Genomic DNA, 20,916 nt, shown 5'->3' on the forward strand with positions numbered 1-20,916 from the left:
CTCAGAGCGCATCCGCATCCAACTCGCCGGTGCGGATGCGCACCACCCGCTCCAGGTCGTAGACGAACACCTTGCCGTCGCCGATCTTGCCGGTGCCGGCGGCTTTCACGATGGCCTCGACGACCAGTTCGACCTGGTCGTCGGTCACCGCGACCTCCAGCTTCACCTTCGGCAGGAAGTCCACCACGTACTCGGCCCCGCGATACAGCTCGGTGTGGCCCTTCTGCCGGCCGAACCCCTTCACCTCGGTGACGGTGATGCCGGCGACGCCGGTTTCCGCCAGCGCCTCGCGCACGTCGTCCAGCTTGAACGGCTTGATGATGGCCATGACCATTTTCATGCAGGGTGCTCCCATGGATGCTGGGCGCAGGATAACGCGCCACGGCAGCGCACGGTTGCGGCGCGGGACGTGTCGCGGTTCAATGGCTGTCTCGCCGCCCGGACTTTTCCGACAGCGCTGCGCAGCGAATGCCGATGGCGCGCCTGCGTGCCCGACCCGCAAGCTCGATGCACTGCCGGAGACCCCACATGATCGACCTCAACCACATCGACGACCTCGCCCGCCGCCTCAGCCAGCTGGTGCCGCCCGGCCTGCGCGACTCGCAGGAAGAACTGCAGCAGACCTTCAAGTCCACGCTGCAGGCGGGACTGGCCAAACTGGACCTGGTGACGCGCGAGGAGTTCGACGTGCAACAGGCCGTGCTGCTGCGCACCCGCGAGAAACTGGAAACGCTGGAACGTACCGTCGCCTCGCTGGAAGCCCAGCTGGCCGGCATGCCCGCCCAGTCCTGACCCCTTCGCCATGAGTCTGGCCCTGGTGAACAGCCGGGCACGGGCGGGCGTGTCCGCGCCGCCGGTGCGGGTAGAAGTGCATCTGTCGGGCGGCTTGCCGTCCACGCAGATCGTCGGCCTGCCCGAAGCCGCGGTGCGTGAGGCCCGCGACCGCGTGCGTGCCGCGATCCTGTGCGCGCAGTTCGAATTCCCCACGCGCCGCATCACCGTGAATCTCGCGCCGGCCGATCTTCCCAAGGACGGCGGCCGCTTCGACCTGCCGATCGCGCTGGGCATCCTGGCGGCCAGCGGACAGATCCGTCGCGAGACCCTCGCGGACTACGAATTCCTCGGCGAACTGAGCCTCACCGGTGAACTGCGCGCGGTGGATGGCGTGCTCCCGGCCGCCCTGGCGGTCGCTGCCAGTGGCCGCACCCTGGTGGTCCCCGAACCCAGCGGGCCGGAAGCGGCGTTGGCGCGACAAGGCAACGCGTTCACCGGCCGCACGCTGCTGGAAGTCTGCGCGCTGCTGGAAGGCCGCAAGGTGCTGCCTTCCGCTGTCGCACCACCCGCGCTGCCCTCGACGATTCCCGACATGGCCGACGTGCGCGGACAGGCGCAGGCGCGCCGCGCGCTGGAAGTGGCGGCCGCCGGTGGCCACCATCTCCTGCTGATCGGCTCGCCGGGCTGCGGCAAGACCCTGCTGGCCTCGCGCCTGCCCGGCCTGCTGCCCGAGGCCAGCGATGCCGAAGCGATGGAAAGCGCGGCCATCGCCTCGGTCAGCGGGCGCGGGCTGGACCCGGCACGCTGGCGGCAACGCCCTTATCGCGCGCCGCACCACACGGCCAGTGCCGTGGCGCTGGTGGGCGGCGGTGCGCAGCCGCGGCCGGGCGAGATCTCGCTGGCGCACAACGGCGTGCTGTTCATGGATGAATTGCCGGAATGGTCGCGCGCCGCGTTGGAGGTGTTGCGCGAACCGCTGGAATCCGGCACCGTCACCGTGTCCCGCGCCGCACGGACCGCCGAGTTTCCCGCACGTTTCCAGCTGGTCGCGGCGATGAATCCATGCCCCTGCGGCTGGGCGGGAGACCCCAGCGGACGCTGCCGGTGCGGGCCGGACCTGGTTCGCCGCTACCGCAGCCGACTCTCGGGGCCGCTGCTGGACCGCATCGACCTGCACGTCCACGTGTCCCGGCTGCCACCGCACGAACTGCGGCCGGATGCGCCGGACGGCGAACGCAGCGCCGCCGTGCAGGCGCGTGTAGTGGCCGCGCGGGAACGGCAGCTTGCGCGTTGCGGACGCGCCAACGCGCGCATGGGCCAGGCCGAGACGATGGCGCATTGCCGCCTGTCGGCACGCGACCAGGCCCTGCTGGAGCGCGCCGTCGAGCGCCTGCAACTGTCCGCGCGCAGCCTGCACCGTATCCTGCGCGTAGCGCGCACGATCGCCGATCTTGCGGACCGCGCGGAGATCGCCACACCGGATCTCACCGAAGCGCTGTCGTACCGGGGCATCGACGCGCTCCAGAATCCGTGAGCCGCGTCTCGCGTTATGCGCGGGGCTTTGCGGCGCGCTCCACTCGGCTCAGGGCGACGCGCCGCAGCCCGGGGGAGCACAGATCCGAGGACGCTGCAGGTAATCACGAGCGCCTTCCTTCGCCTGCTGCCGCTCGCGCACCGTGCCGCACACCGTGGTCGTGAGCTTGCTGCCCGTGCGCCGCTCCTGCCAGCACACTTCGCGGTCTTCTTCGGCACCATCCGCCAGGGAAAGCGCGGCGTCGATCTTCTGCAGCGCGTTCCTGAGGCCGATGCGCTGTCGGGGATTTAGCGCGTCGAGCGTCTCCGACGCGTCGGCCAGGTCGAACACGACGCGCTGTTCCTGCTCGACGATCCGCCGCCTGTCGGCGTCGAGCTTCAACGCGCCGTTGGCCAGGTCATCCCTGATCTTCTCCTGCTGCTGCCGGATGTCGGACAGGGATTCCGCGGCTGCGGCCAATGGAAGCAGCAGCATCGTGCCGATGATGGCGGCTGCAAGGCGCGAGCGAATAGGCATGACGTATCTCCTGGAAGACGCGTGACGGCGCCACTACCGGCGCCTCGCCCTAGGCTGCGGCGCGAGGGGCAGGGCGCAGGCCGCGACCCGCCATGTCAGACCGTCAGATGCAGTTGTCCTGTCCCTTGAAGCAGCTCTGTGTCCGGTTGGACACGTCGCGCTGGGCCTGCTCGCGCGCTGCGCGACGCTCGGCGACCGTCAGGCACACCGTCTTGGGACGGTTGCTGCCCACGGGCTTGACGCGCTCGCAGACCATGCGGTCGTCTTCGGCCTGGTTCAGGATCCCCTCGACGCTTTCGAGCGCGTTGAACGCCAGGATACGGTCGCTTTCCGACAGGTCCTGCAGGGACCGCTTGCCCTCCAGCAGCGTGCTGATCTTGCCCTGCTCCGCCAGCAGGGTTTCGCGTTTTTCCGGGGTCAGGTGCTTGAAGCGGCCACCCGGCCTGTCGATTTCTGCCCGGATCTCCTGCTGCTGCTGGAGGATGGCCTGGGCATCCATGTTCGGATGTATGTCGTTGGCCCATGCCAACGGCGGGACCAGCAGGGCGATGACAGCGAGCATCTTGCGCATAAACGTCTCCTGAACTTTGCGGATCCTGTTGTGACATTATCCGGCGGCCCCCTGCGCGTCCAGTGCCGCCGTTCGTCGGCACCTTCCTGAGGTGGCCGATCACCACAGCCCCGTGAGGTTTCCATGCGCCCAGCTCCGACCCGCCTGCCTCTCCTCCTGCTCTCGGCCGCCATCCTGGCCTCGTTCGCTGCCCACGCCGCCCCCTCCCCCGCCGACCGCATCGCCGGCACCGAACTGATCGCGCGCGACGCGCTGTTCGGCAATCCCGAGCGGGCCAACGTGCAGATCAGCCCCGACGGCAAGTACCTCAGCTGGGTCGCCGCCGTCGACGGCGTGCTCAACGTCTGGGTCGCGCCTGCCGACAACCCTGCGCAGGCGAAGGCCGTGACCAAGGACAAGGCGCGCGGCATCCGCAGCTACTTCTGGTCCTACCTGCCCGACACGCTGCTCTACCTGCGCGACAGCGGCGGCGACGAGGACTTCCACCTGTATGCGGTGGACCTGAAGACCGGTCAGGCGAAGGACCTGACGCCGTTCCCGAAGACCACGGCCCAGGTCGTCGGCGTCAGCCCGAAACAGCCCGGCACGATCCTGGTCGGCATGAACGACCGCGACCCGAAGTGGCACGATCTCTACCGCGTCGATCTGGCCACGGGCACGCGCACCTTGCTCGAGAAGAACGAGGCGCAGATCGCCGGCTACATCGCCGACGCCGACTACACCCTCAAGTATGCGCAGCGCTCGCGCCCGGACGGCGGCGCCGACGTGCTGAAGCGCGATGCCAAGGGGGGCTGGGAAAAGTTCGACGACATCCCGTTCGAGGACGTGCTGACCACCAGCCCGGGCGGCCTGACGCTGGACGGCAGGACGCTCTACTTCACCGATTCGCGCGGCCGCAACACGGCGGCGCTGTTCGCCATCGACGTGGCCAGCGGCCGGCGCACGCTGGTGCTGGAGGACGCGCGCGCCGACGTCGGCGGCACGCTGGCCGACCCGGCGACGGGCAAGGTGCAGGCCGTGTCGGTCGACTACCTGCGCGACGAATGGAAAGTGGTCGACCCGGCGATCCGCGCCGACCTGGAGAAGCTGGAAGCGATCGGTCCGGGCGATGTGTCCGTCAACACGCGCACGCTGGACGACACGACCTGGATCGTCGCCTACTCGGCGGCCGAAGCACCGCTGGTCTATTACCGCTACGACCGCCCGACCGGCACGCTGACCAAACTGTTTTCCGCGCGGCCGAAGCTGGACGGCAAGCCGCTGGTGCCGCAATGGCCGGTGGAGATCGCCTCGCGCGACAACAAGACGCTGGTCAGCTACCTCACCCTGCCACGCAGCGCCGATGCCGACAACGACGGCAGGGCCGACGCGCCGGTGCCGCTGGTGCTGCTGGTCCATGGCGGACCGTGGGCGCGCGATTCCTACGGCTACGGCAGCTACAACCAGTGGCTGGCCAACCGCGGCTACGCGGTGCTGTCGGTGAACTTCCGCGGCTCCACCGGCTTCGGCAAGGACTTCACCAATGCCGGCAACGGCGAGTGGGCCGGCAAGATGCACGACGATCTGATCGACGCCGTGCAGTGGGCAGTGAAACAGGGCGTCACCACCGAGGACAAGGTCGCGATCATGGGCGGCAGCTACGGCGGCTACGCGACGCTGGCCGGCCTGACCTTCACGCCGGACACGTTCGCCTGCGGCGTGGACATCGTGGGGCCGTCCAACCTCAACACCCTGCTTAGTACCGTGCCGCCGTACTGGGCCAGCTTCTTTGAACAGCTGGCCAAGCGCATGGGCGACCCGCGCACCGAGGCCGGCAGGAAGTGGCTGACCGAGCGTTCGCCGCTGACGTATGCCGACCGGATCAGGAAGCCGCTGCTGATCGGCCAGGGCGCCAACGATCCGCGCGTGAGGCAGGACGAGAGCGACCAGATCGTGAAGGCGATGACGGCGAAGAAGATCCCGGTGACCTACGTGCTGTTCCCCGACGAGGGCCACGGCTTCGCACGCCCGGAAAACAGCAAGGCGTTCAACGCCGTGACGGAAGGCTTCCTCGCCCAATGCCTGGGTGGCCGGGCCGAGCCGATCGGCAACGACCTGACCGGCTCCAGCATCAGCGTGCCGACCGGCGCCGATGGCGTGCTGGGCCTGCCTGAGGCGCTGAAGCGGCATACGCAGGAAGTGAAGAAGTAAGAGGCTGACAAGGCCACCGTCTGGCGAGTCCCGCGCGCCAGACGGTCGGCCTCCGCTCATTCGCGTCAACGGGGATCACGAGGGGCATCCACCGTGAAGATCCAGCTCCGTACCCTTGGCAGCATTGCACTGTTGCTGATCGCGGTCGCCGCCATCGTGCTGTGGTTGCTGCCCGCCACGCACGCCGCCACGCACGCCGTCCTTGCTCGCGTGAACGATGCGGGCATCTGGAACATCCTGACTGTCGCCATCGCGGCGGTGATCGGCCGGCTGTTGCTGTCGATGCGCAAGCAGTCCGTGCAGAAGGTCTCGGTGCACTCCGTGTTCCGGCTGGAAACCGGACACCCGCAGTATCGCAATGTGATCGCATTCGAAGTCCGCAACCTGCTGGACGGCCCGATCGTGCTTCACGCTCCACATTTCCGCTTCGACCAGCTGAAACCAAGTCGCTTCGCACATGGCGATACCGCAAGCGGGGAGTTCGAGGTCAAGTTCCGGCCTGGCGCGATCACCGGCCTGAGCGACAAGGCGGACGCACGCAGCTGGATGACGTTGTTGTTGCGCCATCGCGAGACCGCCGTGTCCTATGTCCCGATCGACGATGACATCGGCAAGGAGGCATTCCTGGCACTCCTTGAGCGCAACCGGCTGGGCGCGCTCTATCTGGACGTGGTCGAGTTCACCCACAACGGACCCCAGGTGCATCGGCTGCGCGTTCCCATGCGCAACCTCCAGCCCAGCGACGTCGTGCCTCCGCTGGGCCGACCATGGAGCACGGATGCTCCCGAGGCCAGCTGAGGTCCGCACCAAGCGAAACGCCGGCTTGAGCCGGCGTTCCTTCTCGGACATCCATGCGACGGTAGTCAGGCCGCCTTTTCCTTCTCGTAGAACTGCTCCTCCTCGGTGGAGCCCTTCAGCGCGGTGACGCTGGAGCTGCCGCCCTGGATGACGGTGGTGACGTCGTCGAAGTAACCGGCGCCGACTTCCTGCTGGTGCGAGACGAAGGTGTAGCCCTTCTCGCGGGCGGCGAACTCGGCTTCCTGTACCTGCTCGACGTAATGCTTCATGCCCTCGCCGCGCGCATAGTCGTGCGCGAACTTGAAGGTGTTGAACCAGTTGATGTGGATACCGGCCAGGGTGATGAACTGATACTTGTAGCCCAGCGCCGACAGCTCGTCCTGGAAGCGGGCGATCTGCGCGTCGTCCAGGTTCTTCTTCCAGTTGAAGCTGGGCGAGCAGTTGTACGACAGCAGTTTGCCGGGATGCTTGGCATGCACCGCCTGCGCGAACTCGCGGGCGAAGCCGATGTCGGGCGTGCCGGTCTCGCACCACACCAGGTCGGCGTAAGGCGCGTAGGCGATGCCGCGGCTGATCGCCTGCTCCAGGCCGTTCTTCACCCGGTAGAAGCCTTCCGCGGTGCGCTGACCGGTGACGAAGGGCTGGTCGTTGGCGTCGAAGTCCGAGGTCAGCAGGTTGGCGGCTTCGGCGTCGGTGCGCGCCAGCACGATGGTCGGCACGCCCAGCACATCGGCGGCCAGGCGCGCGGCCTGCAGCTTCTGCACCGCTTCCTGCGTGGGCACCAGCACCTTGCCGCCCATGTGCCCGCACTTCTTCACCGCGGCCAGCTGGTCCTCGAAGTGCACGCCTGCGGCGCCGGCGACGATCATGTTCTTCATCAGCTCGTAGGCGTTCAGCACGCCACCGAAGCCGGCCTCGCCGTCGGCGACGATGGGCAGGAAGAAGTCGATGGCGTCCTGCTCGCTCATCTTGCCGTCGCAGATATTCTTCCACTGGATCTCGTCGGCACGCTGGAAGGTGTTGTTGATGCGGCGGACCATCGTCGGCACCGAGTCGTACGCATACAGCGACTGGTCGGGATACATGGTCTCGGACGTGTTGCCGTCGGCGGCCACCTGCCAGCCGGACAGATAGACGGCTTCCAGGCCGGCCTTGGCCTGCTGCATCGCCTGGCCCGCGCTGATCGCGCCGAAGGCGTTGACGTAGCCCTTCCTGGCTTCGCCGTTGACGAGCTTCCACAGCTTCTCGGCGCCGCGGCGGGCCAGGGTGTATTCCGGCTGCAGGCTGCCGCGCAGGCGGACGACATCGGCGGCGGCGTAGTCGCGCTTGATGCCGGCCCAGCGCGGGTTGTGGTCCCAGTCCTGCTGGATGGCGTCGATCTGCTGTTGTTGTGTGCTCATGGCGATGCTCCGTGATGTGGGGTGCTTCAGTTCGTTGCGGATGGCCTGGCAGGACGTGATGGGTGGGCGCTACGAATCCCGATTCCCCCTTCCCGAATCCCGGCCTTCGATCAATCGATGCGGTCGTACGCGGGCAGGGTCAGGAAGTCGGCCAGCTCGTCGGCGCGGCTCAGGTGGTCGAGCAGGGCGATGGCTTCGGAGATGCGCTCGCCACCGGGCAGGCGCGCGTGGTCGCCCAGCTTCGCGGGCAGCGCGGCCAGCGTGCGCTGCAGCAGCGCGTAATCGATCTGGGTGCCGTCGCACAGGTGCACGTCGGCGGTGTGCAGCCACTGCCAGATCTGCGCGCGCGAGATCTCGGCGGTGGCGGCGTCTTCCATCAGCCAGTGGATCGGCACGCAGCCCTTGCCATCCAGCCACGCGGCCAGGTAGCGCACGCAGACTTCCACGTTGCCTTCGAAGCCGGCGCGGGTGATGGTGCCGGCGGACGGCCGGATCAGGTCGTCGCGGGTCACCGCCACGTCCTCGCGCAGCACGCCGCGCTGGTTGGTCTGCGGCATGTGCTCGTCGAAGATCGCCTTCGCCACCGGGATCAGCGCCGGGTGCGCCACCCAGGTGCCGTCGTGGCCGGCGGTGACCTCACGCAGCTTATCGGCGCGCACGCGCGCCATCGCCTGCTCGTTGGCGGCCTCGTCGTTGCTGATCGGGATCTGCGCCGCCATACCACCCATCGCATGGGCGCCGCGGCGATGGCAGGTCTGGATCAGCAGTTCCGAATACGCCTTCAGGAACGGCTGCGTCATGGTCACCTGGCCGCGCTCGGGCAGCACCTTGTCGGCGTGGCGACGGAAGGTCTTCAGGTAGGAAAAGATGTAGTCCCAGCGGCCGCAGTTCAGGCCGACGATGCGGTCGCGCAGCGCGTGCAGGATCTCGTGCATCTCGAACACCGCCGGCAGCGTCTCGATCAGCACGGTGACCTTCATCTGCCCGTGCGGCAGGCCCAGCGCCGCCTCGATGTGGGACAGCGCGGTCTCCCACAGCGCGGCCTCTTCCATGCTCTGCAGCTTGGGCAGGTAGAAATACGGACCGCGGTCGCGGGCCTGCAGCGCGCGGGCGTTGTGCCAGGCGAACACGGCGATGTCGAACAGGCCGCCGGCGATCGGCGCGCCATCGATCAGCACGTGCTTCTCGTCCAGGTGCCAGCCGCGCGGGCGCACCAGCAACACGGCCTGCTCGTGCTGCGGCTTCAGCGTGTAGTGCTTGCCGGCGTCGGAGGTGAAGGTGAGGTCGCCGGCCACCGCCCCGATCAGCGCGCGCTGGCCGGTCAGCAGGTTCTGCCAGGTCGGCGAGGTGGAATCCTCGAAGTCGGCCATGAACACCTTGGCGCCCGAGTTCAGCGCGTTGATGACCATCTTCGGGTCGACCGGGCCGGTGATCTCCACCCGGCGGTCCTGCAGCGCGGTCGGGACCGGGGCCACGGTCCAGTCGCCCTCGCGGATGCTGCGGGTGTCGTCGCGGAAGTCGGGCAGGCCGCCCGCGTCGAAGAAGGCCTGTCGCGAGCGACGGGCCGCCAGCCGGGCCTGGCGCTCCGGTTCGATCGCACGGTGCAGCGAGACGAGCAGAGCCAGCGCACCGGGCGGCAGCAGGGCGTCCTGGCCCGCCACTTTGGCGGTCAGGGCGATGCCGGGGGTGGGGCGGTCGGCGCGCGTATCACGCGGCGGCAGGGCGAAAGCGGTGGCGGACATGGGCGTCTCCTGGCGTCGTGCTGGAGACGCACAGTGCTCCCGCGTCGAATTATTTGACAAAACAGTTTTGTCAATGCACTAAATAAGTCGGCCTTATAGTTGACTAGAACGTGAGCTCCAAAGAAGCGCCAACCCCGCGATTTCCCTACAAATCCGACCGGCTGAAGCCCCTGCGCGCCTTTTGCCAGACGGTGCGTCTGGGGTCGGTGTCGCGGGCCGCGGAGGCGCTTTTCGTCAGCCAGCCCGCCATCACCCTGCAGCTGCAGGCACTGGAACGGGACCTGGGGATCACCCTGTTCGAACGCAGCGGGCGCCGACTGACCCCCAGCCGCGAAGGCCAGGTGCTGTACGAACTGGCCCAGCCGCTGGTGGCGGGCCTGGACGGGCTGGACGCGACGTTCCGGGAAAAGGTCAGCGGGCTGGAGGCCGGCGAACTGAACGTGGCGGCCAACAGTTCGACCATCCTCTACCTGCTGCCGAAGATCGTGGAGCACTTCCGCCAGCAGCACCCCGAGGTGAAGCTGACCCTGCACAACGCCGCCACCGCCGACGGCACCGACCTGCTGCGGTCGGATGCCGTGGACCTGGCGGTGGGTTCGGTGCTCGATGTGCCGGCCGATCTCAGCTACGCGCCGGTCTACCGCTTCGAGCCGATGCTGATCACGCCGCCGGACCATCCGCTGGCGAAGAAGCGCGACCTGCGCCTGGAAGACCTCTCGCCGTACGGCCTGATCCTGCCGCCGAAGCGGCTGATCACCTACCGGCTGGTCGACCTGGTCTTCCAGCAGGCGCGCGTGCCCTACACGGTCGCGCTGGAGGTCGGTGGCTGGGAGGTGATCAAGCAGTACGTCAGCATGGGCATGGGCATCTCGATCATCGCGTCGATCTGCCTGGGCGAGGCCGACCGCGACCGGCTGGCGGCACGCTCGCTGGCGCAGTGGTTCCCCTCGCGCAGCTACGGCGTGGTGGTGCGCAAGGGCAAGTTCCTGTCGCCGCAGGCGCGCGCCTTCATCGAACTGATCCAGCCGCACCTGTTCGAGCGTCGCGACTACGATGAGAGCGGACATTCCGAACGTTGAGCCACAAAGAGACCCGCATGAGCAGCGCCGACCAGCACCACCGCATCGACTATCTCGAATTCACCGTCGCATCCATCGCCGCATCGAAAGCCTTCTATGGCGACGCATTCGGTTGGACGTTCCAGGATTACGGCCCCGACTACTGCGAGTTCCGCGACGGCCGCCTGACCGGCGGCTTCGCGCACGGCACGCCGCAGCCGGGCGGCGCCTTGGTCGTGCTGTATTCGACCGCGCTGGAAGACAGCCTGGCGCAGGTGGAGCAAGCCGGAGGCCACATCACCAAGCCGATCTTCGCCTTCCCGGGCGGACGCCGCTTCCACTTCATCGATCCCGACGGCTACGAGCTGGCCGTGTGGTCGGCGACCTGAGTCAGCGCGTCTCGTACCGCGCCAGCAGCGCGCGGTGGCCCGAGCGCCACTGCGCCAGCCCGGCGGTGGACGTGCCGTACACCGTGTCGATGAAGGCCAGCGACAGCGATTCGGTGGCGCGCTTCACGTCCTCGCTGACTTCGCGCGAATCGAAGTAGCGATGGTCGGTGAACACGTTGTGGGTCCCGTGGCGGTACACCGCCAGCACCTTGTGCGCACCGCCGATGGCGTCGAACACCTTCAGCCGGTCCTCCACGCCGGAGCCGAACCCGGGGATGCGGATGATGTCGTCGGCCGTGGTCACGTGCAGCGTGGGAATGGTGATGCCGGCGAGGATCGGCCGGAAGTCGTCGTCGCCATAGAACGGCGGCGCCGAGATGACGATGGCCGCGCTGACGCGCGGATCGCGCAGTTCGATGGCCTGGCCGTCGCGGACCACGCGCGCGCCGGCCACCATCAGCGTGGTGTTGGCGCCGTACGAGTGGCCCGCCGCGACGATGCGCGCGCGGTCGACCTGCGCGCCCCATTCGCCGGCCAGCACCTGGTCGAGCGCGAAGCGCTGGTCATGCACGCGTGCCACCGCTTCGGCCGCGCCGGCGGCGTGCTGGAAGCGGGACACGAGGCCGAACGGATTGCCCTGCCACAGCGCGCGGTCGCTGCCGACGTGCTGCACGTGGACGCTGGCGATGCCGTGCTTCGCCCAGTAGTGGCCCAGGTAGGTGTAGCCGTCGCGCGCACTGCCGATACCGTGCGAAAACACCACCAGCGGCACCTTGCCGGTACGCGCGGCCTCCGGCCAGAACAGCTTCACCGGCACCGCGCGGCCGCGCGCCGGATCCACCCAGTCCAGGTCCTGCACGCGGTAGCCGGCGCGCATCTCGATGCCGGCCTCGCGGCCGGCGGGCAGGTGCGACGACGCCACCAGCATCGGCGCCAGCAGCAGGAACAGCAGGACCACCACGCGGTGGCGGCGGAACAGAGCGGCAAGGTTCATCGGCAACACATCCGGGACAGGCACATCGCGGGCGCCCACGGCGCCTGCGCACAACACACGGGGCCGCCGCAGATCGCGGCGAGGGTCACTTCTTCTTCGGTCGACCGGCCTTCACCGGCGCCAGCGCATCCAGCGCGTCCGCCAAGGCCTGCGGCGACAGCGCGGCCAGGGCGTGCAGGCCGGCCCGCAGCAGTTCGCTCTTCTTGGCCGGGCGCTGCACCTGCAGCGCACGGCCCTTCAGCACCGCGACCAGCGCGAAGTCGTCGGCCGGCATGGTGAAGCTGTCGCGCACCAGCCTGGCCGGGGCGGCGTTTCCGGCGTCGGAACCGCCGGCTTCGCGCGTCTTGCGGGACTTTGCCATGGCGCACCTGTAAATCGTATAAACGATTTATACCTTTTCGAGGTCGCGACGCCAAGCCCGCGCCGTGCCGACGAGCGGCAGGCGTTCAGTCGCCCCGGCCGGCAAAACCCCGGGCCTCCCGTCCTAGACTGTCGCGGAGTGTCACTTTCCCGCCGGGGTGGATCGCCATGAGCCCGCGCACCGCTTCCGCACCCATCGGCGAACGGGCCGCCGCGCTCGCGGCGGGCGACGCCCGCGCGCTGGCGTCGGCGTTGGCCGTTGCGCCGGCCGACCCGGCGGGCGTGCACGAGGCGCGCAAGAGCGTCCGCCGGCTGCGTTCGCTGCTGGCGCTGGGCCGGCGCGCGCTGGGACGCGAGGCCGTCGACGCGATCGACCACGACCTGCGCACGCTGGCCAGGGCGCTGTCGGCGCTGCGGGACGGACAGGTGGTGCAGGAGACCGCCCGGCACCTGGCGGAGGAGACCACCGACGCCGACGAACGCGCTGCCTGGGAGGCGCTGCTGCCGCGGCTGGCCGAGCGACAGCGGCACCGCCTGGCCGGGGCGCTGCGGGACGATCCGGGTTTCGTCCGCCGACAGGCGCTGGCCCATCGGCAGGCGGAACGGCTGCAGCAGTTGCCCTGGCACCGGCTCCGTCGCGACGACCTGCGCCAGGCCCTGGCGCGCTCGCAACGGCGGCAGGCACGCGCCCAGGCGGAGGCGATACGCTCCGGCCGCGTCGACGACCTGCACGAGTGGCGTCGCCGCTCGCGCCGGTTGCGCATGCAGCTGACCGCCCTGCGCAAGCTGCATGTCCGGCCACCGGCGGACGGCCCACCCGCACCGGGCCTGCGGCAGGTGAGCCGGCTGGTCGACCAGCTGGGCGTGCTGCAGGACCTGGCGCTGCTGGCGCAGGCGCTGGAGGCGCTGGAGACCGCCCGCCCGCCGACCCGCGCCGCCGTCAGCGGACGTCTGCGGACCTCCTCGCCCATCCAGCCGCTCGCCTAGCGCGGCGCCGACGACCGGCCACCCGCGTCAAGAACGTCACCCCGGGGCCGATAGTGACCCATACGGTCCTTCCGCAGCGCACACGGGACCTGTCGGTCCCCGCGGAAGGCCCCGGATCCGGTGTTCCGGCACTCGGCCGGTTTGGCACGAAGCCTGCTTCCCCAGGAAACAGGCCGGGCCGACCGCCCTCCCATCACGCAGGATCAAGGCCCGCAGGTGGATTCCACCCCCCTACACCCCGGTGACGCTCCGGCGCCCCCGCCCTCCCGCCGCCGCGGCCTGCCGCCGCTGGCATGGGCGGCGGCCGTGCTGTTGCTGGGCCTGGCCTGCACGGGCATCGTCGCCCACCGCGAATGGCGCGACCTGCAGCAGCGCGCCGAAGACGCGCGCCATGCCCTGGCCGACGCCGGGGCCTCGCGCCTGCGGGTGCCGCTGGAACAGGCGGCGTCCATGCTGCGCGCCATGCAGACCGTGTTCCTGGCCAACGACCAGATGGACCAGGCGCGCTTCAGCCAGTACCACGCCAGCCTGCGCAGCCCGCTCGCGCCCGGCACCTACACCTCGCTGGCCTTCGCCCGACGCTCGCCGGCGGACCAGCCGCTGGCCGACCACGTGTCGTACCGCTACGAGTTCGTCGCGCCCTACCAGCACAACACCTCGCTGATCGGCTTCGACATGGTCACCCAGAAGGCGAATCTGGCGGCGCTGCTGCGCGCCCGCGACACCGACACGGTGGTGATCTCCGCGCCCTTCCCGCTGCGCCAGACCACGCCGGCCGGGCAGAACCCGCTGGGCGTGACGCTGCGCCTGCCGGTGTATTCCGACGGCCCCACGCCCACCTCGCCCAACCAGCGCCGCGCACGCGAGATCGGCGCGCTGGCCATCGGCATCCGCGTGCAGCCGCTGGTCGAAGCCGCCATGGCCGGTCCCGTGCTGGACGCGTTCCGGGTGCGCGTCTACGACGCCACCGCCGACGCGCATCCGTTCTACGACTCGTCCACGCCCGTGGCCGCCGACCTGCCGGCCCAGGTGCGCCGGCTGGACTTCGGCGGCCGGCAGTGGCGCATCGAGATGCAACCGCGCCCGCAGCCGCTGGACACCGGCCGCCTGCAGGCGGTGCTGGCGGGCGGCGGCGTGATCAGCCTGCTGCTGGCGGCGCTGGCGTGGTCGCTGGCCACCACGCGCCGGCGCGCCGTGGCGCTGGGCGAACAGATGAGCCAGCGGTACCGCGAGAGCGAACTGCGCTTCCGCGCGCTCAACGAACTGCTGCCCGCGCTGGTGCTGCTGGCCGACGCGCGCGACGGCCGCATCGCCTACGCCAACCAGGCCGCGCGCCTGCGCCTGGGCGACCCGACCGGCCTGCCGCTGTCCGCGCTGTTCTCCGATCCGCAGCTGCAGGCGCGCGCGCGCGACGCGGCGGCCATCGGCGACGACTGGGGCAACCTGGAGGCGGTGTTGCTGAGCCCGGAGGGCGGCGCGTTCTGGGCCAGCGCCTCCATCGCGCAGGTCGACATGGAGGGCACGCCGCACCTGCTGATGGTGGCCACCGACATCTCCGAGCAGCGCGAGCTGACCGAACGCCTCAGCTACCAGGCCACGCACGATGCGCTGACCGAGCTGTGCAACCGGCGCGAGTTCGAGCGCCGCGTCGAGGAAGCCCTGAGCGAGCGCAAGGGGCGCGCCGTCTGCGATCCGTGCGCGCTGCTGTACATCGACCTGGACCAGTTCAAGCTGATCAACGACATCTCCGGCCACATGGCCGGCGACCAGTTGCTCGCGCAGCTGGCGCTGGCGATGCGCCAGCAGCTGCGCGGCGGCGATGTGCTGGCGCGGCTGGGCGGCGACGAGTTCGGCCTGATGGCCTTCCACGTGGACGCCGAGGGCGCGCAGGCCCTGGCCGAGCGCCTGCGCGAACGCATCGAGGCGCTGATGTTCGTCTGGCAGGACCGCACCTACACCGTCAGCGCCAGCATCGGCGTGGTGGTGATCGACCAGCAGGAACCCACGCTCAAGGATCTGCTGGCCTGGGCGGACACCGCCTGCTACCTGGCCAAGGAGAACGGCCGCAACCGCGTGCACCTCTACCGCGAGGACAACGAGACCACGCGCCGCCACGGCGAAATGGAATGGGCCAACCGCCTGCGCTGGGCGATGGAACAGGACCGCCTGCTGCTGGACTACCAGGAGATCGTGCCCCTTGACGGCCGCGACACCGCCACCAGCATCGAACTGCTGCTGCGGCTGCGCGACGAGGACGGCGGCATCGTGCTGCCCGGCGCGTTCCTGCCGGCCGCCGAACGCTACGGCCTGATGCCGGCGATCGACCGCTGGGTGATCCGCAACGCGCTGGCGCACTTCAGCCAGCTGCACCACTCGGGCATGCGCCTGGGCACGTGCGCGATCAACCTGTCCGGCGCCAGCATCGAGGACGAAGGCCTGGCCGATTTCATCCTCGCCCGCATCACCGAATACGCGGTGCCGCCGCACGCGCTGTGCTTCGAGATCACCGAGACGGTCGCGGTGCGCAACCTGCTGAAGGTGGTGGGCGTGATCGAGCGCCTGCGTCGCGTCGGCTGCCGCATCGCGCTGGACGATTTCGGTGCCGGCATGTCCTCGTTCGGCTACCTGAAGAACCTGCCGGCGGACCTCATCAAGATCGACGGCAGTTTCATCCGCGACCTCGAGACCGACCCGATGAGCCGCACCATCGTCAGCGCCATCGCCCAGATCGGCCACCAGCGCGGACTGAAGGTGGTCGCCGAATGGGTGGCCAGCCCGAAGATCTGCGACGCGCTGCGTTCGCTGGGCGTGGACTACGGCCAGGGCTACGCACTGCACCGGCCCGAACGCGTGCTGTTCCAGCGCGAGGAACCGCCGCCGCGGCGGCTGGCGGTGGTGCGCTGAGACGCGCGCGGATGCTGTCGAACCTCGGCGGCTGCAGACCTACTCGCGTTCCACCCGGTTGCGTCCGCCGTGCTTGGCGCGGTACAGCGCCTCGTCGGCGAGCAGGAACGCCTGCGCGTAGTCGGCGCCCGCATCGGCGCGCACCCAGCCGACGCTGACGGTCAGCACGCCCCAGGGCGAATCCGCATGCGCGATCGCCAGCGCCTGCACGGCCGCACGGAGGCGTTCGGCGACCTCGGCGACCTCGTCGGTGTCGGCCTGCGACAGCAGGATCAGGAACTCCTCGCCGCCGGTGCGCGCGGCGGCATCGTGCGAGCGGCGCGGCGCACCGGCGACCACGCCCGCGACCCGGCGCAGCGCGCCATCGCCGGCGGCGTGGCCGTAGCGGTCGTTGAAGGCCTTGAAGTGGTCCACGTCCAGCGCGATCACCGCCAGCGGCGCCAGCAGTTCGCCGGCCTCGTCGCCGAGCGGCGCCAGCGCATGCTGCAGGCCGCGCCGGTTGAGGCAGCCGGTCAGCGGATCGATGCGGTTGAGCCGGTCCAGTTCGGCGTTGGCCAGGCGCAGTTCGGCGGTGCGCCGGTCCACGTCCTGCTCGCGGCGCTCGAGCGTGCGTTGCAGCGACAGCGACAGCTCGCTCTGCTCGTCCAGCGCGCGCCGCAGGTCCTGGTGCGCGGCGTCCAGCTGTTCCGCCAGCTCGCCCACTGCGCGCCCGACCGGCTCGAATTCTTCCGGCAGCGGCGCCGCGGCACTGGGCCGCCGGTGCACCGCCAGCGCGTGCAGCGCGTCCGACAGCTGCGCGAGCGCACCGTCCAGGCGCCGCATCTGCCACGCGTACGCCAGCCACACGCCGGCGGCGATCAGCACCAGCAGGACCGCGGTCGCCACCGCGCGACGCCCCACCGTGCCCGTCAGCAGGGTGTCCGGCACCAGCAGCACCAGCGTCCAGCCCGAAGAGAGCGTCGCCTGCGACACCCAGGCCGCGCGGCCGTCGGCCATCGCGTCGCGCACGCGACGCGATTCGGTTTCGCGCGAGCCCTGTCCGGCACCGGCCAGCAGCGCACTGCCGGCCAGCGATTGCTGGAAGCGGTACGGCAGCCCCTCGGTCGCGCGGATCACGCGCAGGTCGCGGTCGAGCAGCAGCATTTCCACGCCACGCCGGCGCATGGCGGCGACGCGCGGACCGGTGAAGGTGTCGACGCGGATGGAACCCTGCACCACGCCGGCGAACGCGCCGTCCTGCTGCCACGGCGCCGCCACCGCCACCAGCGGATCGTGGCTGAGGCGACGGCCGCGGAATGCATCGGACACGAACGGCGCACCCGTCTGCCGGGACATGCGGAAGTAGTCGCGATCGGCCACGTTGATGGCCGGTGCGCGCGGCGGCACCGGCTGCGATGCCTGCACCGTGCCATCCGCATCGGTGACCAGCACGCTGCTGAAGCCGGGATAGCGCCGGCGCAGCTCCGCCAGCCGCGCCGGCCAGTCGGTGTGCTGGTCGCTCATCGAGGCCACCAGCGCCACACCGGCCTGATGCATGCCGACGAAATCCTCCACCGCCGTGGCACTGAGGATGGTGCTCACCTCCAGCCGTTCGCCGACATGGCGCTGCTCGGCCCGGTAGGAACGCATCTGTTCCACCACGCCCAGCAATGCGGCGGGCAGCAGCGCCGCCAGCACCACCGCGCGCGCGAACTGTCGTCTCAGCGATGAGGGACGCGGCACGCGGCCGGCGGGCGGAACGGGGTCGGTCATGCGGGCGAACGGCGGCGCGGGCGGGGGGACTGCGCCGCACTATCCCGCATTTCCGCGCCGAATTCTGCGCCCGGGTCGGCGCTATCCGTGTCCGCTCAGGGCGTCGCGGCGCCCGCTCCGCCCGTCTCCGCCAGCGGCCGTACGTGCTGCAGCAGGCTGACCAGCGTCTTGCCCGGCTCCTCCCACGGGATCATGTGCGCCGAGTGCTCGAACCAGACGCCCTGCTTGTAGGGCGCGCGCACCTCCGCCAACCACGCCGCGGTCGGTTCGGAGGGCGTGGTGTAGTCGTGGCGGCCCATGAACATCACCACCGGAACAGGGAAGTCCTTCACGCCGGTGAAATCGACCTGCAGGAACTCATCCAGCAGCCGGCCCAGGGTGAACACGCTGCCGGCATTGATCGCGCAGCGCGCGGCATCGTCGTAGTCGGGCGACAGGCGCGGGCCCTGGAAGAAGTACCGGGACTCGGCGCGGTACGCGCTCAGCCCGCCGTAGAACTGCGGCCACTTGCGCGCGATCACGATGCGCTCGCGGGTGATGGGCCGGTCGCCGGGATAGGGCGCGATGGCTTCCATCTCGCGCACGGCCTCGGCATTGCCCTTCTCGCGTGCCGTGCGCAGACCGTAGTCGAAGCTCACCCGCTCGTTGGTGCGCACGTTGATCACCTGGCCGATGCCGACATAGGCATGGAACAGGTCGGGCCGCTGCAGCGCCGCGTGCATGGCCACCACCGTGCCCCAGCTGTGCGCCATCAGCACCAGCTTGCGCTGGCGGTAACGGGCCCGCAGGTATTCGGCCAGCGCGATGGCGTCGTCGACATAGCGCTGGATGCGCAGGGTGTCCGCCACCGCCTCCTGCGGATTCAGCACCAGCGTTTTGCCCGCGCCGCGCTGGTCGTAGTTCACCACCGTGAAGTATTCCTCCAGCGGGCGCTGGAACTGCCAAAGCGTCGGGATGATCGGCGACGCCGGACCGCCGTGGACGAACAGCACCATCGGATTGTCGCGGTCCTGTCCGCGCACGTTCACCCACTGGCGGATGCCGCCGATCTCGACCGCGTACTCCTCCTGCACGCCCTCCGGCGCGGTGATGCGCTGCAGGTCGGCGACGATCTCGCGCGCCGGCGCATAGGCGCTGCGGTCGGGGCAGGTGTCCTGCGCACGGCCCGGCTGCGGCGCGCATGACAGCGCGAGCAGCAGCAACGAGGAGAAGGCGGTCTTCATCGGCACGGCTCCGGTGGCGGGAGACCAGTGTCGCCGTCACGACCGTCACGGACCTGTGTCGATGGTCGTGCCGCGTGTGGCGCCGGTCACGCCGTCGGTGCGGGTGGGCCGGGCGGAACGGTCCTCAGAGGTGCGCCATCCACTGCCGCAGCAGGTCCTGCAGGCCGGCGGCTCGCGCCTCGACGTCCTCGCGGTCCACGAACGACCACGTCGCACGATCCGCGCCGAGCCACATCAGCTGTCCCTGCGGATCGGCGATGGCGTCCTTCGGCAGCACGCGCTTGCCCGCGCCCAGGTGCAATACCAGCAGCAGCCGGTCGGCGCGCCGCAGCTGCATCGTCGCGAAGTGGCGGCCGTCGACATGGAAGCTGGGCGCATTCCACTTGATGCCCTCGCCGATGCGCGGATCGGTCGCCAGGATCACCGCACGCAGGCGGCGCAGCGCGGCCTCCTGCGGGTGCGCCAGCGTGCCGAGGAAGGTGTCCACGTCGGTGGCCGGCGTGCGTGTGCCCATGGTGCGGCCTGTGCTGCGTGCGGGAGTGTCGCCGACGGTAACCGCCGTGGCCGCCGGTCGCCAACCCGCCGGGCGGCCGACCGACGGTCGTCCTTCGCCGTGCGGGGTTGATCGCGATCAATGTGGTCCTCCTTTCCTCGGCCTACGGTGGGCTCCCGGAACCCCGAGGAGGTCGCGGATGGACACCACCATGAAAGCCGCCGTCGTACGCGCGTTCGGCGCACCCCTGGCGATCGAGGACGTGCCGGTACCGCGTCCGGCAGCCGGCGAACTGCTGGTGAAGATCGAAGCCTGCGGCGTCTGCCACACCGACCTGCACGCCGCCGAGGGCGACTGGCCGGTGAAGCCGGCGCCGCCGTTCATCCCCGGCCATGAGGGCGTGGGCCACGTCGCGGCGGTCGGCACCGGCGTGACGCACGTGAAGGAAGGCGACCGCGTCGGCATCCCGTGGCTGTATTCGGCCTGCGGCCATTGCGAACACTGCCTGGGCGGCTGGGAAACCCTGTGCGAGACGCAGCAGAACACCGGCTACTCGGTCAACGGCGGCTTCGCCGGATACGCACTGGCCAACGCCGACTATGTCGGCCACCTGCCGGACAACATCGGCTTCGTCGAGATCGCGCCGATCCTGTGCGCGGGCGTGACGGTGTACAAGGGCCTGAAGGTCACCGACACGCAGCCCGGCGACTGGATGGTGATCTCCGGCATCGGCGGCCTCGGCCACATGGCCGTGCAGTACGCCAAGGCGATGGGCCTGAACGTGGCGGCGGTCGACGTGGACGACGCCAAGCTCGACCTCGCCCGCCGCCTGGGCGCCACCGTCGCCGTCAACGCGAAGACGACCGACCCGGTCGCCTACCTGAAGAAGGAGATCGGCGGTGCGCATGGCGCGCTGGTCACCGCGGTCTCGCCGAAAGCGTTCGAGCAGGCCATCGGCATGGTCCGCCGCGGCGGCACGGTTTCGCTCAACGGCCTGCCACCGGGGCAGTTCCCGCTCGACATCTTCGGCATGGTGCTCAACGGCATCACCGTGCGGGGCTCCATCGTCGGCACGCGGCTGGACCTGCAGGAATCGCTGGCGTTCGCGGCCATGGGCAAGGTGGCGGCGACGGTGACGACGGCGCGGCTGGAAGACATCAACGACGTGTTCGCGCGCATGCGCGCCGGCACGATCGAAGGCCGCGTCGTCCTGGACCTGGCCGCCTGAGGC

19 protein-coding genes are annotated in these 20,916 nt (G+C 69.9%); 9 read left to right on the plus strand and 10 right to left on the minus strand.

Annotated elements, in window-relative coordinates; all coding sequences use genetic code 11:
- Position 1 precedes the first annotated feature (1 nt).
- Complete coding sequence (locus tag VGN58_RS15845; protein WP_241044881.1) at positions 2-340, minus strand: P-II family nitrogen regulator; 339 nt, start codon at positions 338-340, stop codon at positions 2-4.
- Between the two features lie 188 nt (positions 341-528).
- Between VGN58_RS15845 and ubiK the strand changes: the two genes are divergently transcribed.
- Both ubiK and VGN58_RS15855 read left to right on the plus strand, forming a co-directional pair.
- The gene (gene ubiK / locus VGN58_RS15850; RefSeq protein WP_327484138.1) at positions 529-792 is read left to right on the plus strand and encodes a ubiquinone biosynthesis accessory factor UbiK; all 264 of its coding nucleotides are present in this window, start codon (positions 529-531) and stop codon (positions 790-792) included.
- Positions 793-802: 10 nt separating this feature from the next.
- A complete protein-coding gene (locus VGN58_RS15855; RefSeq protein ID WP_327484139.1) occupies positions 803-2,308 on the plus strand; it encodes a YifB family Mg chelatase-like AAA ATPase in 1,506 nt (501 codons plus the stop codon).
- Positions 2,309-2,356: 48 nt separating this feature from the next.
- Here the strand turns inward: VGN58_RS15855 and VGN58_RS15860 are convergent, their stop codons facing one another.
- Both VGN58_RS15860 and VGN58_RS15865 read right to left on the minus strand, forming a co-directional pair.
- On the minus strand, positions 2,357-2,782 hold the full coding sequence (locus VGN58_RS15860; RefSeq protein ID WP_327484140.1) for a hypothetical protein: 426 nt from the start codon (positions 2,780-2,782) through the stop codon (positions 2,357-2,359).
- A 145-nt stretch (positions 2,783-2,927) separates the two neighbouring features.
- The gene (locus VGN58_RS15865) at positions 2,928-3,395 is read right to left on the minus strand and encodes a hypothetical protein (protein ID WP_327484141.1); all 468 of its coding nucleotides are present in this window, start codon (positions 3,393-3,395) and stop codon (positions 2,928-2,930) included.
- A 123-nt stretch (positions 3,396-3,518) separates the two neighbouring features.
- On the opposite strand from VGN58_RS15865, the gene VGN58_RS15870 reads away from it, so the two are divergent.
- Together VGN58_RS15870 and VGN58_RS15875 are read left to right on the plus strand one after the other, a co-directional pair.
- Positions 3,519-5,585, plus strand: coding sequence for a S9 family peptidase (locus VGN58_RS15870; protein ID WP_327484142.1), 2,067 nt, complete (start codon positions 3,519-3,521; stop codon positions 5,583-5,585).
- A 93-nt stretch (positions 5,586-5,678) separates the two neighbouring features.
- Positions 5,679-6,383 carry a hypothetical protein gene (locus VGN58_RS15875; protein WP_327484143.1) on the plus strand — a complete coding sequence of 235 codons (705 nt, stop codon included), beginning with the start codon at positions 5,679-5,681 and terminating at the stop codon, positions 6,381-6,383.
- Between the two features lie 65 nt (positions 6,384-6,448).
- On the opposite strand, the gene aceA is transcribed toward VGN58_RS15875, so the two are convergent.
- Both aceA and aceB read right to left on the minus strand, forming a co-directional pair.
- Positions 6,449-7,783 (minus strand): isocitrate lyase, encoded by a 1,335-nt coding sequence (aceA, locus tag VGN58_RS15880; protein ID WP_327484144.1) that lies wholly within the window; start codon positions 7,781-7,783, stop codon positions 6,449-6,451.
- A 110-nt stretch (positions 7,784-7,893) separates the two neighbouring features.
- Positions 7,894-9,525, minus strand: coding sequence for a malate synthase A (aceB, locus tag VGN58_RS15885; RefSeq protein WP_327484145.1), 1,632 nt, complete (start codon positions 9,523-9,525; stop codon positions 7,894-7,896).
- Positions 9,526-9,635: 110 nt separating this feature from the next.
- On the opposite strand from aceB, the gene VGN58_RS15890 reads away from it, so the two are divergent.
- Positions 9,636-10,604, plus strand: a complete 969-nt coding sequence (locus tag VGN58_RS15890) for a LysR family transcriptional regulator (RefSeq protein ID WP_327484146.1) — start codon at positions 9,636-9,638, stop codon at positions 10,602-10,604.
- Positions 10,605-10,621: 17 nt separating this feature from the next.
- Positions 10,622-10,972 (plus strand): VOC family protein, encoded by a 351-nt coding sequence (locus VGN58_RS15895; RefSeq protein WP_327484147.1) that lies wholly within the window; start codon positions 10,622-10,624, stop codon positions 10,970-10,972.
- 1 nt (position 10,973) lies between these two features.
- Here VGN58_RS15895 and VGN58_RS15900 read toward each other — a convergent pair whose 3' ends face one another.
- Together VGN58_RS15900 and VGN58_RS15905 are read right to left on the minus strand one after the other, a co-directional pair.
- Complete coding sequence (locus VGN58_RS15900) at positions 10,974-11,966, minus strand: hypothetical protein (RefSeq protein ID WP_327484148.1); 993 nt, start codon at positions 11,964-11,966, stop codon at positions 10,974-10,976.
- 85 nt (positions 11,967-12,051) lie between these two features.
- On the minus strand, positions 12,052-12,327 hold the full coding sequence (locus VGN58_RS15905) for a hypothetical protein (RefSeq protein WP_327484149.1): 276 nt from the start codon (positions 12,325-12,327) through the stop codon (positions 12,052-12,054).
- Positions 12,328-12,494: 167 nt separating this feature from the next.
- On the opposite strand from VGN58_RS15905, the gene VGN58_RS15910 reads away from it, so the two are divergent.
- Both VGN58_RS15910 and VGN58_RS15915 read left to right on the plus strand, forming a co-directional pair.
- Positions 12,495-13,313 (plus strand): CHAD domain-containing protein, encoded by an 819-nt coding sequence (locus VGN58_RS15910; protein WP_327484150.1) that lies wholly within the window; start codon positions 12,495-12,497, stop codon positions 13,311-13,313.
- A 216-nt stretch (positions 13,314-13,529) separates the two neighbouring features.
- Complete coding sequence (locus VGN58_RS15915; RefSeq protein WP_327484151.1) at positions 13,530-16,217, plus strand: bifunctional diguanylate cyclase/phosphodiesterase; 2,688 nt, start codon at positions 13,530-13,532, stop codon at positions 16,215-16,217.
- Between the two features lie 39 nt (positions 16,218-16,256).
- Here the strand turns inward: VGN58_RS15915 and VGN58_RS15920 are convergent, their stop codons facing one another.
- The 3 genes from VGN58_RS15920 to VGN58_RS15930 all read right to left on the minus strand — a co-directional run bounded on the left by VGN58_RS15920 (position 16,257) and on the right by VGN58_RS15930 (position 19,706).
- Positions 16,257-17,969: a diguanylate cyclase gene (locus VGN58_RS15920; protein WP_327484152.1), complete on the minus strand. Its 1,713-nt coding sequence runs from the start codon at positions 17,967-17,969 to the stop codon at positions 16,257-16,259.
- 95 nt (positions 17,970-18,064) lie between these two features.
- Positions 18,065-19,192, minus strand: coding sequence for an alpha/beta hydrolase (locus VGN58_RS15925; RefSeq protein WP_327484153.1), 1,128 nt, complete (start codon positions 19,190-19,192; stop codon positions 18,065-18,067).
- Positions 19,193-19,316: 124 nt separating this feature from the next.
- Positions 19,317-19,706, minus strand: a complete 390-nt coding sequence (locus VGN58_RS15930; RefSeq protein WP_327484154.1) for a DUF1801 domain-containing protein — start codon at positions 19,704-19,706, stop codon at positions 19,317-19,319.
- A 178-nt stretch (positions 19,707-19,884) separates the two neighbouring features.
- On the opposite strand from VGN58_RS15930, the gene adhP reads away from it, so the two are divergent.
- Positions 19,885-20,913 (plus strand): alcohol dehydrogenase AdhP, encoded by a 1,029-nt coding sequence (gene adhP, locus VGN58_RS15935; protein WP_327484155.1) that lies wholly within the window; start codon positions 19,885-19,887, stop codon positions 20,911-20,913.
- The last annotated feature ends 3 nt before the right edge of the window (positions 20,914-20,916 follow it).

The organism is Pseudoxanthomonas sp., assembly GCF_035999195.1.
Taxonomy (GTDB): Bacteria; Pseudomonadota; Gammaproteobacteria; order Xanthomonadales; family Xanthomonadaceae; genus Pseudoxanthomonas_A.

Excerpts from the sequence above, each read along its gene's own strand:
- VGN58_RS15845 (WP_241044881.1), bottom strand. The coding sequence starts at position 340 with ATGAAAATGGTCATGGCCATCATCAAGCCGTTCAAGCTGGACGACGTG.
- ubiK (WP_327484138.1), top strand. The coding sequence starts at position 529 with ATGATCGACCTCAACCACATCGACGACCTCGCCCGCCGCCTCAGCCAG.
- VGN58_RS15855 (WP_327484139.1), top strand. The coding sequence starts at position 803 with ATGAGTCTGGCCCTGGTGAACAGCCGGGCACGGGCGGGCGTGTCCGCG.
- VGN58_RS15860 (WP_327484140.1), bottom strand. The coding sequence starts at position 2,782 with ATGCTGCTGCTTCCATTGGCCGCAGCCGCGGAATCCCTGTCCGACATC.
- VGN58_RS15865 (WP_327484141.1), bottom strand. The coding sequence starts at position 3,395 with ATGCGCAAGATGCTCGCTGTCATCGCCCTGCTGGTCCCGCCGTTGGCA.
- VGN58_RS15870 (WP_327484142.1), top strand. The coding sequence starts at position 3,519 with ATGCGCCCAGCTCCGACCCGCCTGCCTCTCCTCCTGCTCTCGGCCGCC.
- aceA (WP_327484144.1), bottom strand. The coding sequence starts at position 7,783 with ATGAGCACACAACAACAGCAGATCGACGCCATCCAGCAGGACTGGGAC.
- aceB (WP_327484145.1), bottom strand. The coding sequence starts at position 9,525 with ATGTCCGCCACCGCTTTCGCCCTGCCGCCGCGTGATACGCGCGCCGAC.
- VGN58_RS15895 (WP_327484147.1), top strand. The coding sequence starts at position 10,622 with ATGAGCAGCGCCGACCAGCACCACCGCATCGACTATCTCGAATTCACC.
- VGN58_RS15900 (WP_327484148.1), bottom strand. The coding sequence starts at position 11,966 with ATGAACCTTGCCGCTCTGTTCCGCCGCCACCGCGTGGTGGTCCTGCTG.
- VGN58_RS15905 (WP_327484149.1), bottom strand. The coding sequence starts at position 12,327 with ATGGCAAAGTCCCGCAAGACGCGCGAAGCCGGCGGTTCCGACGCCGGA.
- VGN58_RS15910 (WP_327484150.1), top strand. The coding sequence starts at position 12,495 with ATGAGCCCGCGCACCGCTTCCGCACCCATCGGCGAACGGGCCGCCGCG.
- VGN58_RS15920 (WP_327484152.1), bottom strand. The coding sequence starts at position 17,969 with ATGACCGACCCCGTTCCGCCCGCCGGCCGCGTGCCGCGTCCCTCATCG.
- VGN58_RS15925 (WP_327484153.1), bottom strand. The coding sequence starts at position 19,192 with ATGAAGACCGCCTTCTCCTCGTTGCTGCTGCTCGCGCTGTCATGCGCG.
- VGN58_RS15930 (WP_327484154.1), bottom strand. The coding sequence starts at position 19,706 with ATGGGCACACGCACGCCGGCCACCGACGTGGACACCTTCCTCGGCACG.
- adhP (WP_327484155.1), top strand. The coding sequence starts at position 19,885 with ATGGACACCACCATGAAAGCCGCCGTCGTACGCGCGTTCGGCGCACCC.